Raw genomic sequence first — 14910 nt, forward strand, 5'->3', positions numbered from 1 at the left:
TCTGCATTCGCAGCAATTTTGTCGATAAGTTGAGACTTGTTCACAATATCATCCCCTTCAATTGTTATTATTTTCTACAACTACTAGCTATTTGACTTAGTTCTACCTGACTTCATCAAAACAGGCAGTTGGCCTGCAAATAGAAACGGCGTAAAAACTAATCTTTTTGGCTTTGACCGCAGCCCTTGTGATACAAGGGCTTGGCCGAAACTGTCCATAACTTAGCACAGCCAACAAGAATGAAAAGCCCCTAAGCCGGATTTTTTTCGGTTTTTTTGCTTTTTGCTGTATTTTTTAGCGGATTTACCACTGTCATGCGGCTTGGCGGCTCCTGCAGGGCCAATTCCAACACCTCATCTATCCATTTTACCGGCTTAATTTCAATGTCTGCTTTAACATTATCCGGGATTTCTTTTAAGTCACGAATATTGTCATGCGGAATTAATACCCGTTTAATGCCGCCACGGTGTGCTGCCAACAACTTTTCTTTTAAGCCACCAATCGGCAACACTTCACCACGCAGCGTAATTTCACCTGTCATGGCGACATCGGCCCTTACCGGGTTACCGGTTAAGCTGGAAACCAGCGCCGTAACCATACCAATACCGGCACTGGGGCCATCCTTGGGTGTGGCGCCTTCAGGCACATGCACATGAATGTCGCGCTTTTCATAAAAGTCTTCATTAATACGCAAGCCTTCTGCACGGCTGCGCACCACTGTCATTGCCGCCTGAATCGATTCTTTCATCACATCGCCAAGCGAGCCGGTAAAAGTCAACTTCCCTTTACCCATCACTGAGGCGGCTTCTATGGTCAGTAGGTCACCACCCACTTCGGTCCAGGCTAAACCTGTTACCTGCCCAATACGGTTGCTGTCTTCGGCTTTACCATAGTCATAGCGATGCACACCCAGGAAATCTTCCAGATTATCGGCGTTAATTACCACATGCTGTAGCGTTTTAGACAGTAAAATCTGTTTTACCGCTTTGCGACACAGTTTAGAGATTTCCCGCTCCAGATTCCGCACACCGGCTTCGCGGGTGTAATAACGGATTATGCCGATAATAGCACTGTCTTCAATGGTCAGCTCTTGCGGCTTTAAGCCATTACGGCTGATTTGTTTGGCAATCAGATGCTGCTTGGCAATATTCAGTTTTTCATCTTCGGTGTAGCCTGATAACCGGATCACTTCCATCCGATCTAACAGTGGCGCCGGGATATTCATGCTGTTAGATGTGGCAAAAAACATTACATCTGATAAGTCATAATCGACTTCGAGGTAATGATCGCTAAAAGCCGCATTTTGCTCAGGATCTAATACCTCTAACAAGGCCGCCGCTGGATCACCACGAAAATCTGAAGCCATTTTGTCAATTTCATCGAGCAAAAACAGCGGGTTACGAACCCCCACCTTAGCCATTTTCTGGATAATTTTGCCTGGCATAGAGCCGATATAGGTGCGACGGTGACCGCGAATTTCTGCTTCATCACGTACGCCACCCAGCGCCATGCGCACATATTTACGCCCGGTAGCCTTAGCTACCGACTGGCCCAGTGAGGTTTTACCCACCCCTGGCGGGCCCACTAAGCACAAGATAGGCCCTTTTAATTTATTAACCCTCTGCTGGACGGCCAGATACTCCATAATGCGCTCTTTCACCTTTTCCAGGCCAAAGTGGTCGGCATCCAGAATTTGCTCGGCGGCGGCCAGGTTCTTTTTCACCTTACTGCGCGCCTGCCACGGCACCTGGGTTAACCAGTCGATATAGCTGCGCACCACGGTAGCTTCGGCTGACATCGGTGACATCATTTTTAACTTTTGCAGCTCGGCCTTGGCTTTAACCTCGGCTTCAGTGGGCATTTTGGCTTCAGCAATTTTTTTTGCCAGCGTCTCAAATTCATCCGGCGCGTCTTCTAATTCACCTAATTCACGCTGTATCGCCTTCATTTGCTCATTCAGGTAATACTCGCGCTGGCTTTTCTCCATTTGCTTTTTTACCCGGCTGCGAATACGGCGCTCTACCTGCAGGATGTCGATTTCACTTTCCATCATCGCCATCAGGAATTCCAAGCGCTCGGTGACATCAGTCAGCTGTAACACTTTTTGCTTGTCATCCACCTTCAGTGGCATATGTGCTGCCATAGTGTCAGCCAGCCGTGCCGCATCTTCAATACCACTTAACGCGGTAAGCACCTCAGGCGGAATTTTTTTGTTCAGTTTGATATAACCTTCAAACTGATTAATGGCCGAACGTAAAAACACTTCCTGCTCGCGACTGTCGATATCCTGGGTCGGTACCAGCTCAACATAGGCGGCAAAGGCGTTCTCTGTTTCGGTAAATTCGGTTAAACGGGCACGTTTAATGCCTTCTACCAGCACCTTGACAGTACCATCCGGCAATTTCAGTAACTGCAAAATAGTGGCTACAGTGCCCATCTCATATAGGTCTTTGTCAGTAGGGTCGTCCAGACTGGCATCTTTCTGTGCCACCAGGAAAATTTGCTTATCATTGTCCATGGCGGCATCAAGACATTTAATCGATTTCGCCCGCCCAACAAAAAGCGGGATCACCATATGCGGATATACGACGACGTCCCGCAGGGCCAATACCGGCATATGCAAACGTTCTGGATGTGCTACTGTCATTGAATTCTCTCTCGATATTTTAATACTGCAGGCGAAACCTATAGCGCAGTATATGGGGGTAGTTCTGGAAACTTCAATTAGCCAAAGTAAAAAGGAGCTATATAAGCTCCTTTTTTCCACCTTAAGCCATGTTAATGTGACTCGGCTACGGCAGGTTCCGGGCTTTCATAGATGAGTATGGGATCTGTCTCACCGCGGATCACTGTTTCATCAATCACTACCTTGCTAACATCCTGCATCGAAGGTAACTCATACATGGTATCGAGTAACACGCCCTCAACGATGGAACGTAAGCCGCGGGCACCGGTTTTGCGCTCCATCGCCTTTTGGGCAATGGCTTTGAGCGCATCTTCGCGAAACTCCAGCTCAACCTGCTCCATTTCAAATAAGGCGGCAAATTGTTTTACCAGCGCATTTTTGGGCTGACTTAAAATTTGTACCAGCGCATCTAAGTCCAGCTCAGTTAGGGTAGCCACAACCGGTAAACGACCAATAAATTCCGGTATAAGTCCGTACTTCACTAAATCTTCCGGTTCAACATCGCGGAATGACTCGCTTAAGCTGCGGCTGCTCTCTTTGCTTTTCACTTTAGCGCCAAAACCAATACCTGAACCTTTCTGACTACGCTGCTCAATCACTTTATCTAAGCCGGCAAAAGCACCACCACAAATAAACAGAATTTTCGAGGTATCAACCTGTAAAAACTCTTGCTGAGGATGCTTACGCCCCCCTTGTGGCGGCACCGAAGCAACGGTACCTTCGATTAATTTCAACAGCGCCTGCTGTACGCCTTCGCCCGATACGTCACGGGTAATTGAAGGATTATCAGACTTACGGGAAATTTTGTCGATTTCATCGATATAGACAATGCCGCGTTGCGCTTTTTCGACATCGTAGTCGCATTTTTGCAGCAGCTTCTGAATAATGTTTTCAACATCTTCACCGACATAACCGGCTTCTGTCAGCGTAGTAGCATCGGCCATAGTAAAAGGTACATCCAGCAAACGGGCCAGTGTTTCCGCCAGCAGCGTTTTACCGCTACCGGTCGGGCCAATCAGCAGGATATTACTTTTTCCCAACTCGACATCTTGTTTTTGCTGAGCACTACGCAAGCGTTTGTAGTGGTTATATACGGCCACAGCTAATACTTTTTTAGCATGTTCCTGGCCGATAACATAGTCATCCAGGTGGCTGCGGATTTCCCGCGGCGTCGGTAATGTATCAGCATCCCGCTTTGGCGAAATATCTTTAATTTCTTCACGGATAATATCGTTGCATAAATCAACGCATTCATCACAAATGTAAACTTGTGGGCCTGCAATTAACTTACGCACTTCATGCTGTGATTTGCCACAAAAAGAGCAATACAGCAATTTGCCGTTTTTATCGCCGTCAGTGCGATCCGCCATGTAACTACCTCTTTTACTACCTTTGCCTATAAGATCAGCTTATCGGCCTTGTTCAATTATTTCGCGTCACGTTGTGTCAGTATGGTGTCGATTAAGCCATAATCCAAGGCTTGCTGCGCACTTAAGAAGTTATCGCGCTCAGTATCTTTGCATACTTGCTCGTAGCTTTTGCCACTGTGCTCAGCCATTAAGCGGTTAAGCTTTTCTTTTATACCAAGGATTTCCCGGGCATGGATCTCAAAATCGGTTGCCTGGCCCTGAAAACCACCTAATGGCTGATGGATCATTACCCGGGCATTGGGTAAACAATAACGTTTACCTTTAGTACCACCAGATAATAAAAACGCGCCCATACTGGCTGCCTGGCCAACACAAACGGTCGCAATATCAGGTTTAATATAGCGCATTGTATCGTAAATAGATAAGCCGGCGGTCACTGAGCCACCCGGAGAATTGATATAGATGTAGATATCTTTTTCCGGATTTTCAGATTCGAGGAACAATAACTGTGCCACGATTAGGTTAGCCATATGGTCTTCAACCTGGCCGGTCAGAAAAATAACCCGCTCTTTTAGCAGGCGTGAATAAATATCAAATGAACGCTCACCTTTGGCGGTTTGTTCAATTACGATAGGCACTAAAGCATTAACGATGTCATTCATGTCGCGCGGCAATGGCATAAAGGTGCGTTCCTCTTGGCTGGCAGGGATGAAACTAATACGACGTGGCCTGTTTTGGAAAAAAAATGGCCCGAACTGCTGTTCGAGCCATTAAAACCGTCAGGCACTAATAAGTCAACTTAGTTAGTGGCTTGTGGGTTCATAATCTCGTCAAAGGCGGCAACTTGCTCCGTTACCGCAGCGCTTTTCAGCACCAGCTCAATCGCTTGCTCTTCTAAAGCAATGTTGCGCATGCTCTGCATCAGCTCTTTGTTACTGTGGTAGTACTGTACCACTTCAGCTGGATCTTCATAAGCAGAAGCAACGTTTTCAATCAGCTCCTGAACTTTAGCTTCATCCACTTTCAGCTCATTAGTTTTGATGATTTCGCCTAACAGTAAGCCGACTTTAACCCGATCTTTCGCCTGTTCTGCAAACAGTGACGCCGGTAATTCTGGCAATTGCTTGGCATCAACATTGTTGCCAAAACGCTGTAAAGCTTGCTGACGCAGTACGTCAACTTCACCCGCAACTAATGCTTGTGGTACATCTAACTGGTTGTTGGCTAACAGGCCTTTGATAACCTGCTCTTTAACTTTGCCTTTAACCGTTTGCTTTAATTCGCGCTCCATGTTTTTACGCACTTCGGCTTTTAACGCCTCTACGGTAGCTTCAGTTAAGCCAAATAAAGCCGCAAACTCATCGTTTACTTCTGGTAATACTTGCTGCTCAACGGCGTTAACGGTCACTGCAAAGCTGGCTGCTTTACCTTTTAAGTTTTCAGCATGGTAATCTTCCGGGAAGCTGACTTCTACGGTAGCTTGCTCGCCAGCGGATTTACCAATGATACCGTCTTCAAAACCCGGGATCATGCGGCCTTTGCCTAATTCCAGTTTGAAATCAGAGGCTTTACCACCAACAAATTCTTCACCGTCAATGGAACCAACAAAGTCGATGGTTACCTGATCGCCCAGCGCCGCTGCGCCGTCTTTTGCCTGCCAGCTGGCATGTTGCTTACGCAGCGTATCCAGCATCTTGCTTAAGTCTTCATCAGAAATCGTCACTACCGGCTTATTTACCGCAATGTCAGCTAAAGGCGCAACAGTCACTTCAGGGTAAACTTCAAAGGTAGCATTAAATTCTAAATCTTTGCCTGCGGCTAAGGCACCTGGTGCAAAAGTGGGCGCGCCCGCTGGCGTCAATTTTTGCTCAATAATGGCTTCGTAAAAAGAGCGTTGCATTTGCTCTGAGGCCACTTCTTGCAATACGGCCATGCCGTAACGCTTTTGAATAATAGAGATAGGCGCCTTGCCTGGACGAAAACCATCAATACGCTGGCGCTTAGCCAGATCACGTAAACGGTTTTTCACTTCTGAATCAATTTTGTCAGCCGGCACAGTAATGGTTAAACGGCGTTCTAAACCCTGGGTGGTTTCCACAGAAACTTGCATCTCGTTACCTCAAAATCAATGTCGGGCGTCTGAAATACGCCGTACTAGAGTGGCCTGGTGTCGAAAAATCTTGGATGAACCTGGCCTGTTATAAAATTGGACGCGGCATTATAGCGGGCTAACTCCCAGTAGTCGAGCCCTTAACAAAGACACTTTTTAGCCCTAGCTTAAGCACTAAAACAATCAAACACGGAACATTCGAAAATAGCAGTGTAGATGCCCATCAGGGTATCTGTTGAATCGAACGTAAATGCCTGGAAAAATGCAGGCAGAACCTATCAGGTTAAAATCGGTTATAGTCTGCTAAAGTGTATAAATTACGCGAAGCAAGGAGGCGACATTGCCGAATCTGAATGCAAAACCATTGTTGATTATTCGTGAAAGCGTAAAGGCAAAAGTGATATGGTTAATCGTTTTTGTGAGCATTTTAACATTGTCACTGGGGTTTGCGCTAAAAAAGAACTTTCCTCTGCCGGTGTTAATTTTAGGTGCTGGTAGCTTATTTTTAATTATTTGTATCCAACTAGCCTTGCTAAAAAAGGCCATATCTAACGACAACTGGTTGCTCAAATTTTTTTCTGATGGTCTTCTTATTCAAACTACCGGTTATATCCCCTATCAAAATAGCTCTTGGATTTATGTTCCTCGCTCAGCTATCAGACAGGTAAATGTAGACACTGAGAAACGCTGCACATCACAACTCGACGTAAACAACATTCAGAAAATTACTTTGCTACAGCGCTTTATTTTTCTAAATATACACGTAGACCATAACCATACTTTAAATTTGTCCCCAGATGCCGACACAGAAAAATATAATGGCAAGAGAGCGCCCTCAGCAAAGCAACGACAAAATAATCGCTTAGAAAAGCTGACAACGCCTCATCAACAAGCCGGTTTTACCATGTTTTTTATTTTTAACCCCGTTATAGCAACAGATTTTGGATTTCAAATTGAGCTGCGCAGCCACCGGACACGAACCACTGCCTCACTTAAACAACTGGCTTGGCATTTTCAACAATGGGGTATTTTACTAACCACTCATAACGTCTTCGTTGAATTGTCGAGCAAGGTCTCTGAGGACCTATTTCGACAAGAAATACGTCGCATCTGTCAGCAAGGCTTTGAAATGGAAGCAAGGGCAGCTATTCGCTTACGATATAAAGATCAAGGATGTGACACAACCGCAAAACTGGAAGAGATCCTCAGTGACACATCAAGCTAAGCACATTGTTAACTTTTTTGCGAAGAACAGCTAATCAATGATAAAGCTCCCAGAACCCGGTAATGTTTCTATAAAATGAGCCCCCAGCAACATGGCAGGGGTGTAGCTACCGCCTGCCACGGTGTTATGCATTAACCACTGGGCAATGGCTAGCGCGCCATCGACTGTGAGGCTGTAGCCATTTGCCGTTTTAATTCGAACCGTGACCCGCCTCCCCTCGGCATTGCGTGCCTCTCCCCACACATAGCTGGGTAATCTATGCCGAGCTGCGTCATCGGGGCCTTTGACCTGCTTGTCGACCAGCTTTTTCAGCAGCGCCTGCAACCAGCGCGAAGCCAACACCGGCTTTAGCAGATTGATGATTTGCGCGCCCCTCACCCTGGACTTTCGCATCGGAAACCAGGTATCGATATTGGCAATGCCGGTCGTATAGTATGCGCTGGACACATCTCCCCAGGGAATCGCCATGGCGTAACGTTTGCCGCGACCAAAATCGATTTCCCGGTGTTTTTTACCCATGGCGGTATACACCAGCTTGCCATCGATACGTTCAAGATTACCCAGGCCAAGGCCTTCAATCGCTGTTTTAGCGGTACCCGGCGACAGCCCCGAGCTGGTATCAAAACCCAGTGATAAATGCGTCGCATCCGGCAACAGCTGTTTTAGTTTTAAGGCAATGCAGTCGGTAGGTATAACATCGAAACCGACACCGGAGCACAGTACCAGCCCTTTTTCTTTGGCACGCTCGGCCTGTTGCTGGGCATGGCAATGCTCAAATACCGAGGCTTCACCGCTAATATCCAGATAGTGGGCCCCCACGCTGAGGCAGCCTTCTATCATTGGGGCACTGGTTGAAGAAAAAGGGCCTGCACAATGCAGCACCAGTTCCACCCCCTCTAGTGCATCAACTACTGCAGCCGGGTAATGTAAATCAAATACGCAGATAGTAAGGTTAAGCTCAGCGGCTAGTCGCTCTAGTTTATCTCGGCTACGCCCTGCCAACACCGGCTGCAAACCAAGCCGTACGGCTTCCCTGGCAATCAATTCACCGGTATAACCGGTAGCACCATAAATCATCCACGACATCATAGGTCTCCTAAATGGCGTATTGCGCCAGTGACACAAAGCCTGCACACGACAAGCTTGCCCTTGCATCGGGCATTTAATATGTTGTACACATAAGCTACACAATATAAAAAGTATACCCTATACCACTATCACAAGCGGAGCACAGATGTCTCGTTATACCGTCATTATTATTGGCAGCGGCTTTGGTGGCCAATGCGCGGCTATCCGCTTAAAACAGCAAGGCATTGAGGATTTTGTGTTGCTGGAGCGACGCGCGTTTTTAGGTGGTACCTGGGCGCAAAACACCTTCCCCGGGGCGGCGGTAGACGTGCAATCACCCTTGTATTGCATAGCGTCAGAACCTTACGACTGGTCGCAAATGTTTGCGACCCAGGCCGAGTTGCGTCAATACACCGAGCATCTATTAGTTAAACATAACTTGATTGAAAAAACCCTGACTAACAGCAAAGTTGAAAAAATCCAGTGGAACGCCGAACAGCAATGTTGGGATTTACAAGTAACAGGGCACAACTTGTTGCAGGCACAGTTTGTGATTAATGCGTCAGGGCCTTTAAGTAAGTCGGTTATCCCGCCATTTGCGGGGCAATCATTATTCAAGGGTAAGGCGTTTCATAGCAATGAATGGGACCACAGTTATGATTATAAGCATAAACGGGTAGCAATTATTGGCAGTGGTGCTAGTGCAGCACAAATTATTCCGGCGATAGCAAGTGATGTTAAACATCTGCATGTGTTTCAACGCACCCCGCACTGGGTGTTACCCCGCCCCGACTATGTGTTTAAACCCTGGCAACGCAAGTTACTGCGATACAACATCTTTTATCGCCTGTTGCGTGGCATTATCTACTGGGCGCTGGAATCAAGGGTAATTGGCTTTAAATATTCCGAGAAAATGCTGGATTTACTGGCCGGTCGTGCGGCGCGACAACATATTAAAAAACAGATTAAAGACCCGGCATTACAGCAGAAAGTGACCCCTGATTTTACTATTGGTTGCAAGCGGATCATCTTGTCTAATACCTTGTACCCTGCATACTGCCGCGACAATGTCACTCTGCACGATAAACATGACGGCATTGCGTCGATAACTGCGGGTGGCATTAACACCCTTCAGGGTAATGCACTTGAAGTGGATTTGATTATTTATGCCACCGGATACGATGCTACCGACGGGGTAATCTCTTACCCAGTGGTGGGGAAGAATGGGTCTACCCTGGCAGATGCCTGGGCAGATTTTCCACGCGCGTATTTGGGGACAACAGTGCCGGATTTTCCCAATCTGTTTATCGTCACCGGACCGAACACCGGCATTGGCCATACCTCGGCGATTGTCGTTATCGAAGCGCAAATGCATTACATTTTGCGCGCGATAAGCGAAGTTCGCACTGCGGGTAAAACAGTAATTGAGGTAGATGCGGCTGCAGAAGAGCGCTACACCCGGCACATTCATCAGGAAATGGCGAAAACCGTATGGCAAACCGGTGGTTGTAGCAGCTGGTACAAAAGTAAAAGCGGCAAGGTGATTGCGATGTTTCCGGGCTTTAGTTTTACCTTTCGCCGCTGGACTAAAGGTTTTCGCCGGCACGATCATCACATGTCGTAATCTTTGATTAAGGTTAAACCATGACAAAAGCACCAAGGCAACGATGAAAAAAACGATTCTAATAGCTATAGCCCTGTTGTTGGCCGTATTGCTGGGTATGTATCACCTTGCTTACGATACCATCGGCCGTTGGCTGTATAGCACAGTAACAGACGTTGAAGCCCGTTTTTATGGCTTTAAGCAACAGCGCGTCGATATCGGCGACATGCAGCTGGCAATGTATCGAAATGATAATCCGGGCAAGCCCAGCATAGTGATGCTTCATGGTTTTAGCGCCGATAAAGACGTATGGCCACGGTTTGCCAAACATTTTGTCGACGATTTTGATGTCATTATTCCGGATTTAGCCGGTCATGGTGATACCGGTTTTGATGCTAAATGGGATTATTCCATTACTGCACAAGCAGCACGTGTAGCGGCGTTGCTAGAGGCATTAAATATCCAGCACGCGCATCTGATTGGTAATTCCATGGGAGGCTATTTGGCAGCACAATTTGCCATTGTCTACCCACAGCAGACGTTGTCGGCAACCATGGTTAATCCGGCCGGGGTAACCTTTCCTCAACCAAGTGAGATGTATCTGCTAATCACAGCAGGGGATAACCCCTTTTTCATGCATCAGCGCAGCGACTTCGACCGTTTTTACCCGATGACCATGGCAAAACCGCCTTATTTACCCAAGGTCGTGTTGGCGGCGGTGGCGCAAAAGTATATTGAGCGCCGTGAGGAGTTGCAGACCATTTTTGCCGATTTCCATGACACGCCTTTGCTTGAAAACGACTTACATCGGATAACTGCGCCGGCGATGTTGTGGTGGGGAGATCAAGACCGCCTGTTGCATGTCAGCGCGGTGCCGGTATGGCAAGCCGGCATACCGCAACTTGAAACCCGCGTGTTTCAGGGGATTGGTCACATGCCCATGGTAGAAATTCCGCAAAAAACTGCGGATATTTATCGCGCATTTTTAGATGGCCTTTAAATAATAGCCAGCGCTTAACAAAGGATTATGATGAAAAATTTGCAAGGTAAAGTAGCCGCCATTACAGGTGCAGGTTCCGGTATTGGTCAAGCCTTGGCGTTGCATTTAGCCCGGCAGGGTTGTCATTTGGCCTTGTCAGATATCAATCAACAAAGCTTAGATGAAACTCAGGGCAAACTGGCGAACTATGACGTTACAGTGACTCAACAACAGCTCAATGTCGCCAACGAGCAAGAGGTATATCAATGGGCAGAGCAGGTTGAACAGCAACACGGCAAGGTTAATTTGATTTTTAATAATGCCGGCGTGGCGTTATCAGGCACAGTCGAAGGTTTGTCGTTAGATGAGTATCGATGGGTTATGGATATCAATTTTTGGGGTGTGGTGTATGGCACCAAAGCTTTTTTGCCTAAGCTCGCGGCCTCTGGTGATGGCCATGTTATCAATATATCCAGTATTTTTGGATTGGCCTCTCAGCCACTAATGAGCGGTTATAACGCCAGTAAATTTGCGGTAAGAGGATTCACAGAGTCTTTACGTCAAGACCTTGAGTTAACGGGTGCCAAGGTCAGCGCAACCTGTGTGCATCCAGGCGGTATTAAAACCAATATTGCGCAATCAGCACGCATGACCGCCAGTGTTAAAGCAGCGACCGGTATTGACAATGAAGACTCGATAAAAGATTTTGAACGGTTATTTTTTAACACGCCAGCAAGCGCAGCAAAAGCCATAGTAAATGGCGTAATGCACAACAAACGTCGGGTATTAATCGGCCCCGATGCCACACTCTTTGATTTGCTGGTTCGCCTATTTCCTTCAAGTTATCAAAGAATTTTTACTAAAGTGGTTAAATATCGCGCTAAAAAAGCACTAAACAACCCCGATTAACAGCCTAATTCTGTACAATACACAGCCACTTTTTACTTACACTTTTAACAACAAAAACAGGCATTTAATCTGCTTAAATGCCTGTTTCTGGGGAGGACTGTGCGCGAATAGCTTAGCTGCGCACTTGCCCCTGGCCGGTGACCACGTATTTTTCGGTGGTCAGGGCTTCCAGCCCCATTGGGCCGTATGCGTGTAGCTTACTGGTGGAAATGCCAATTTCGGCGCCTAAGCCCAACTCACCGCCATCAGAAAAGCGCGATGAGGTATTGTGCATGACCACAGCACTGTCGATACTGCGTATAAAACGCTGTGCCGCGGCGTTATCTTCGGTGCAAATCACCTCAGTATGCTGACTGCCAAAACGGTCGATGTGGGTCATAGCCGCATCCAGATCCGCTACTTGCTTAATGGCGATTTCCAGCGCCAGGTATTCCTGACCAAACTCCTCTTCTGCCAGTACAGAGCCACCGCTGAAATACTGCAGGCTTTGCTTACAGGCATGCACTTTAACCTGATGCTCAGCCAATGCCTTAGCAACCATGGGTAAAAAGTCGGCCGCAACCTGCTGGTGGACCAACAGGCCTTCCAGGGCATTACAAACCCCCGGCCGCTGTACCTTGCCGTTTAGCAGTAACTGTAGCGCCATTGGCAAATCTGCGGCTTTATCGACATACAAATGGCAAACGCCTTTATAGTGCTGGATCACCGGTATGCGGCTGTGCTCGGTGACAAAGCGGATTAAGCCTTCTCCACCGCGGGGGATCACCAAATCAATGTAATCATCCTGTTTCAGCAGCGACAATAATAAATTACGATCCGGATCCGGCACTATGCTAATCACCTCAGGCGGCAGCTTATGCTCAATCAGCGCTAAATGCATGGCTTTGGCAATGGCTAAGCTAGTGTTAATCGCCTCGCGGCCACAACGCAAAATAACGGCATTGCCTGATTTGAAGCACAGCGCACCAGCATCGGCGGTGACATTGGGGCGAGCTTCATAAATCATGCAAATGACGCCCAGTGGAATACGGGTTTTGGCAATATTAATGCCATTAGGCCGCTGTTCAATAAAACGGCTTTGCCCTACCGGATCTGGCAGGCTGACAATTTGCTCAATAGCACTGGCCATCGCATCAATACGCTCTGCCGTTAAGGTCAGGCGGTCAAGCATAGCCTCTGCGGTGCCAGAGGCAGCGGCCTGCGCCACTTCGCTGGCATTTTCCGCTAAAATGGCAGGAGTGGCCTGACGTATATGCTTAGCAAAACTTTGCAGCACCTGATTTTTTTGTTCAGTATTTAAAGCAGCTACCGCTTTGGCGGCCACTGCAGCTTTGGCAGCCAAACTGGCTGCAACATCGGTACTCATAATTTCTCCAGTAACATCATTTCACTGCGATGGATCACCGCATCAGAACCTGTCGGGCAATAACCCAGACAATGACTAAAATCCCGGCTTTGTTGGCCTTTAATCGAAAATAACTCATTGGCACTAAAACGGCTGCCCCCTTTGGCAATAGACCTTTTACCGGCCTTGCAACGAATAATCACCGCATCACCCGATTCAAACTCGCCTTTTACCTGCACTATACCACTGCTTAATAAAGAGGCACCATTACGGCATAACGCATCGATACAACCGTCATCGACCCAAATTTCACCCTTGGCTCTTAACGTATGGCGAACCCAATGTTTTTTAGCCGATAACGGCTTGGCCTGACCATAGAAGATGGTGCCCGGATTAGTACCCGCTAAAAGACACTGAAAGGTGACCGCCTGGTGGCCATCACAAATAAGGGTATCTATACCCTGCGCCGCGGCTTTTTCGGCCGCTTCAATTTTTGTGCGCATACCACCGGTGCCAACCGAGGAAGACGCGCCGCCAGCCAGTTGATAAATACGTTGATCAATCTGCCTGACCTCGGGGATTAGCGTAGCTTTAGGATCTTTATTCGGATCTGCAGTATAAAGCCCCTGCACATCAGAACAAATAATCAGTGCATCAGCACTGGTCACCGTCGCCACCATAGCTGCCAGATTATCATTATCGCCCACTTTTAACTCTTCAGTGGCAATAGTATCGTTTTCATTGACGATAGGCAGTACGCCATGATCGAGCAAACGCTGAAAGGTATTGCGGGCATTAACATGACGTACCCGATCACTTAAATCGCCGTGGGTGAGCAATACTTGCGCACAGGGAAATTCAAAGCAGCGACTCCAGAAATTCATCATTTCATTCTGGCCGACTGCGGCCATAGCGCGTTTTAGGGCAATAGGCACCCGTTGGTGACTAAAGTTAAAATGATGGCGGCCTGCTGCGACACTACCAGAGGAGACCAGGATAACTTCCAGGCCTTGCATACGACATTGGCGGATAAATTCTGCGATAGGACGTAAATACTTTTCACTACATCCATCGTTTTCTGGTGCTATCAGGGCACTGCCGACCTTCAGTACTACCCTACGCCAGGATGGGTTTAGCATAACTCCTCCGTTATTTGGACCAAAGGCAGTATAGCAAAAACGGTAAGTGGGCACCACAGCACATAGCCGCGCCAAGCGAGAACAAAAACAAATTAAGCATTATTATTCATAAATTTAGCATTAAAAGCAGTTACAGGCGCGTAGCCAAAGGCTAAATTTCAACCACTAAAACTGTAATTAAATTACAGTTTTAGCGGTTATCGCCTGCCATAACACAACTGACATCGGCGTGCATAACCACACCCATTATAACTTTGATGAATAGTTAATATAAAAATGTTTTAAATAGGATGATGAATCCGCTACAGAGCAGAAAACAAAGGGATATGCAGGAGGTGTTGTTAAACGTTAAGTCGAGAATGGTCGGTGATGCAGGATTCGAACCTGCGACCCCTTGGATTAAGGGCACCCAAACCAAGTGCGCTTATTTTGCTGAGCGAGAATGGTCGGTGATGCAGGATTCGAACCTGCGACCC

General features: G+C 47.3%; 11 protein-coding genes. 4 read left to right on the forward strand and 7 right to left on the reverse strand.

Annotated features, from left to right (window positions below):
• Nucleotides 1-250 precede the first annotated feature (250 nt).
• The 4 genes from lon to tig form a co-directional block, all read right to left on the reverse strand.
• Nucleotides 251-2647 (reverse strand): endopeptidase La, encoded by a 2397-nt coding sequence (gene lon, locus V7D78_RS12420; protein WP_333608773.1) that lies wholly within the window; start codon nucleotides 2645-2647, stop codon nucleotides 251-253.
• Nucleotides 2648-2778: 131 nt separating this feature from the next.
• Nucleotides 2779-4056, reverse strand: coding sequence for an ATP-dependent protease ATP-binding subunit ClpX (clpX, locus tag V7D78_RS12425; RefSeq protein ID WP_333608774.1), 1278 nt, complete (start codon nucleotides 4054-4056; stop codon nucleotides 2779-2781).
• Between the two features lie 56 nt (nucleotides 4057-4112).
• Complete coding sequence (gene clpP / locus V7D78_RS12430; RefSeq protein WP_333608786.1) at nucleotides 4113-4718, reverse strand: ATP-dependent Clp endopeptidase proteolytic subunit ClpP; 606 nt, start codon at nucleotides 4716-4718, stop codon at nucleotides 4113-4115.
• Between the two features lie 137 nt (nucleotides 4719-4855).
• Nucleotides 4856-6166 carry a trigger factor gene (tig, locus tag V7D78_RS12435; RefSeq protein WP_333608775.1) on the reverse strand — a complete coding sequence of 437 codons (1311 nt, stop codon included), beginning with the start codon at nucleotides 6164-6166 and terminating at the stop codon, nucleotides 4856-4858.
• 340 nt (nucleotides 6167-6506) lie between these two features.
• On the opposite strand from tig, the gene V7D78_RS12440 reads away from it, so the two are divergent.
• A complete protein-coding gene (locus V7D78_RS12440; RefSeq protein WP_333608776.1) occupies nucleotides 6507-7391 on the forward strand; it encodes a hypothetical protein in 885 nt (294 codons plus the stop codon).
• Nucleotides 7392-7421: 30 nt separating this feature from the next.
• On the opposite strand, the gene V7D78_RS12445 is transcribed toward V7D78_RS12440, so the two are convergent.
• Nucleotides 7422-8480: a saccharopine dehydrogenase family protein gene (locus V7D78_RS12445; RefSeq protein WP_333608777.1), complete on the reverse strand. Its 1059-nt coding sequence runs from the start codon at nucleotides 8478-8480 to the stop codon at nucleotides 7422-7424.
• Nucleotides 8481-8625: 145 nt separating this feature from the next.
• On the opposite strand from V7D78_RS12445, the gene V7D78_RS12450 reads away from it, so the two are divergent.
• From V7D78_RS12450 to V7D78_RS12460, 3 genes are read left to right on the forward strand one after another with little or no spacing between them, the layout of a single operon-like run.
• Entirely contained in the window at nucleotides 8626-10083 is a 1458-nt protein-coding gene (locus tag V7D78_RS12450) for a flavin-containing monooxygenase (protein ID WP_333608778.1), read from the forward strand.
• Nucleotides 10084-10126: 43 nt separating this feature from the next.
• On the forward strand, nucleotides 10127-11062 hold the full coding sequence (locus V7D78_RS12455) for an alpha/beta fold hydrolase (RefSeq protein ID WP_333608779.1): 936 nt from the start codon (nucleotides 10127-10129) through the stop codon (nucleotides 11060-11062).
• Nucleotides 11063-11092: 30 nt separating this feature from the next.
• Entirely contained in the window at nucleotides 11093-11950 is an 858-nt protein-coding gene (locus V7D78_RS12460) for an SDR family NAD(P)-dependent oxidoreductase (RefSeq protein WP_333608780.1), read from the forward strand.
• A gap of 112 nt (nucleotides 11951-12062) precedes the next feature.
• Here V7D78_RS12460 and V7D78_RS12465 read toward each other — a convergent pair whose 3' ends face one another.
• Both V7D78_RS12465 and proB read right to left on the reverse strand, forming a co-directional pair.
• The gene (locus tag V7D78_RS12465) at nucleotides 12063-13316 is read right to left on the reverse strand and encodes a glutamate-5-semialdehyde dehydrogenase (protein WP_333608781.1); all 1254 of its coding nucleotides are present in this window, start codon (nucleotides 13314-13316) and stop codon (nucleotides 12063-12065) included.
• Nucleotides 13313-14434, reverse strand: a complete 1122-nt coding sequence (proB, locus tag V7D78_RS12470) for a glutamate 5-kinase (RefSeq protein WP_333608782.1) — start codon at nucleotides 14432-14434, stop codon at nucleotides 13313-13315. The genes V7D78_RS12465 and proB overlap by 4 nt, the downstream gene beginning before the upstream one ends.
• Nucleotides 14435-14910 lie beyond the last annotated feature (476 nt).

It is taken from the genome of Arsukibacterium sp. (assembly GCF_036735525.1).
Taxonomy (GTDB): domain Bacteria; phylum Pseudomonadota; class Gammaproteobacteria; order Enterobacterales; family Alteromonadaceae; genus Alishewanella.

What these genes read in the sequence shown, in the direction of transcription:
- lon (WP_333608773.1), bottom strand. Translation starts at nt 2,647, where the DNA reads ATGACAGTAGCACATCCAGAACGTTTGCATATGCCGGTATTGGCCCTG.
- clpX (WP_333608774.1), bottom strand. Translation starts at nt 4,056, where the DNA reads ATGGCGGATCGCACTGACGGCGATAAAAACGGCAAATTGCTGTATTGC.
- clpP (WP_333608786.1), bottom strand. Translation starts at nt 4,718, where the DNA reads ATGAATGACATCGTTAATGCTTTAGTGCCTATCGTAATTGAACAAACC.
- tig (WP_333608775.1), bottom strand. Translation starts at nt 6,166, where the DNA reads ATGCAAGTTTCTGTGGAAACCACCCAGGGTTTAGAACGCCGTTTAACC.
- V7D78_RS12445 (WP_333608777.1), bottom strand. Translation starts at nt 8,480, where the DNA reads ATGATGTCGTGGATGATTTATGGTGCTACCGGTTATACCGGTGAATTG.
- V7D78_RS12450 (WP_333608778.1), top strand. Translation starts at nt 8,626, where the DNA reads ATGTCTCGTTATACCGTCATTATTATTGGCAGCGGCTTTGGTGGCCAA.
- V7D78_RS12455 (WP_333608779.1), top strand. Translation starts at nt 10,127, where the DNA reads ATGAAAAAAACGATTCTAATAGCTATAGCCCTGTTGTTGGCCGTATTG.
- V7D78_RS12460 (WP_333608780.1), top strand. Translation starts at nt 11,093, where the DNA reads ATGAAAAATTTGCAAGGTAAAGTAGCCGCCATTACAGGTGCAGGTTCC.
- V7D78_RS12465 (WP_333608781.1), bottom strand. Translation starts at nt 13,316, where the DNA reads ATGAGTACCGATGTTGCAGCCAGTTTGGCTGCCAAAGCTGCAGTGGCC.
- proB (WP_333608782.1), bottom strand. Translation starts at nt 14,434, where the DNA reads ATGCTAAACCCATCCTGGCGTAGGGTAGTACTGAAGGTCGGCAGTGCC.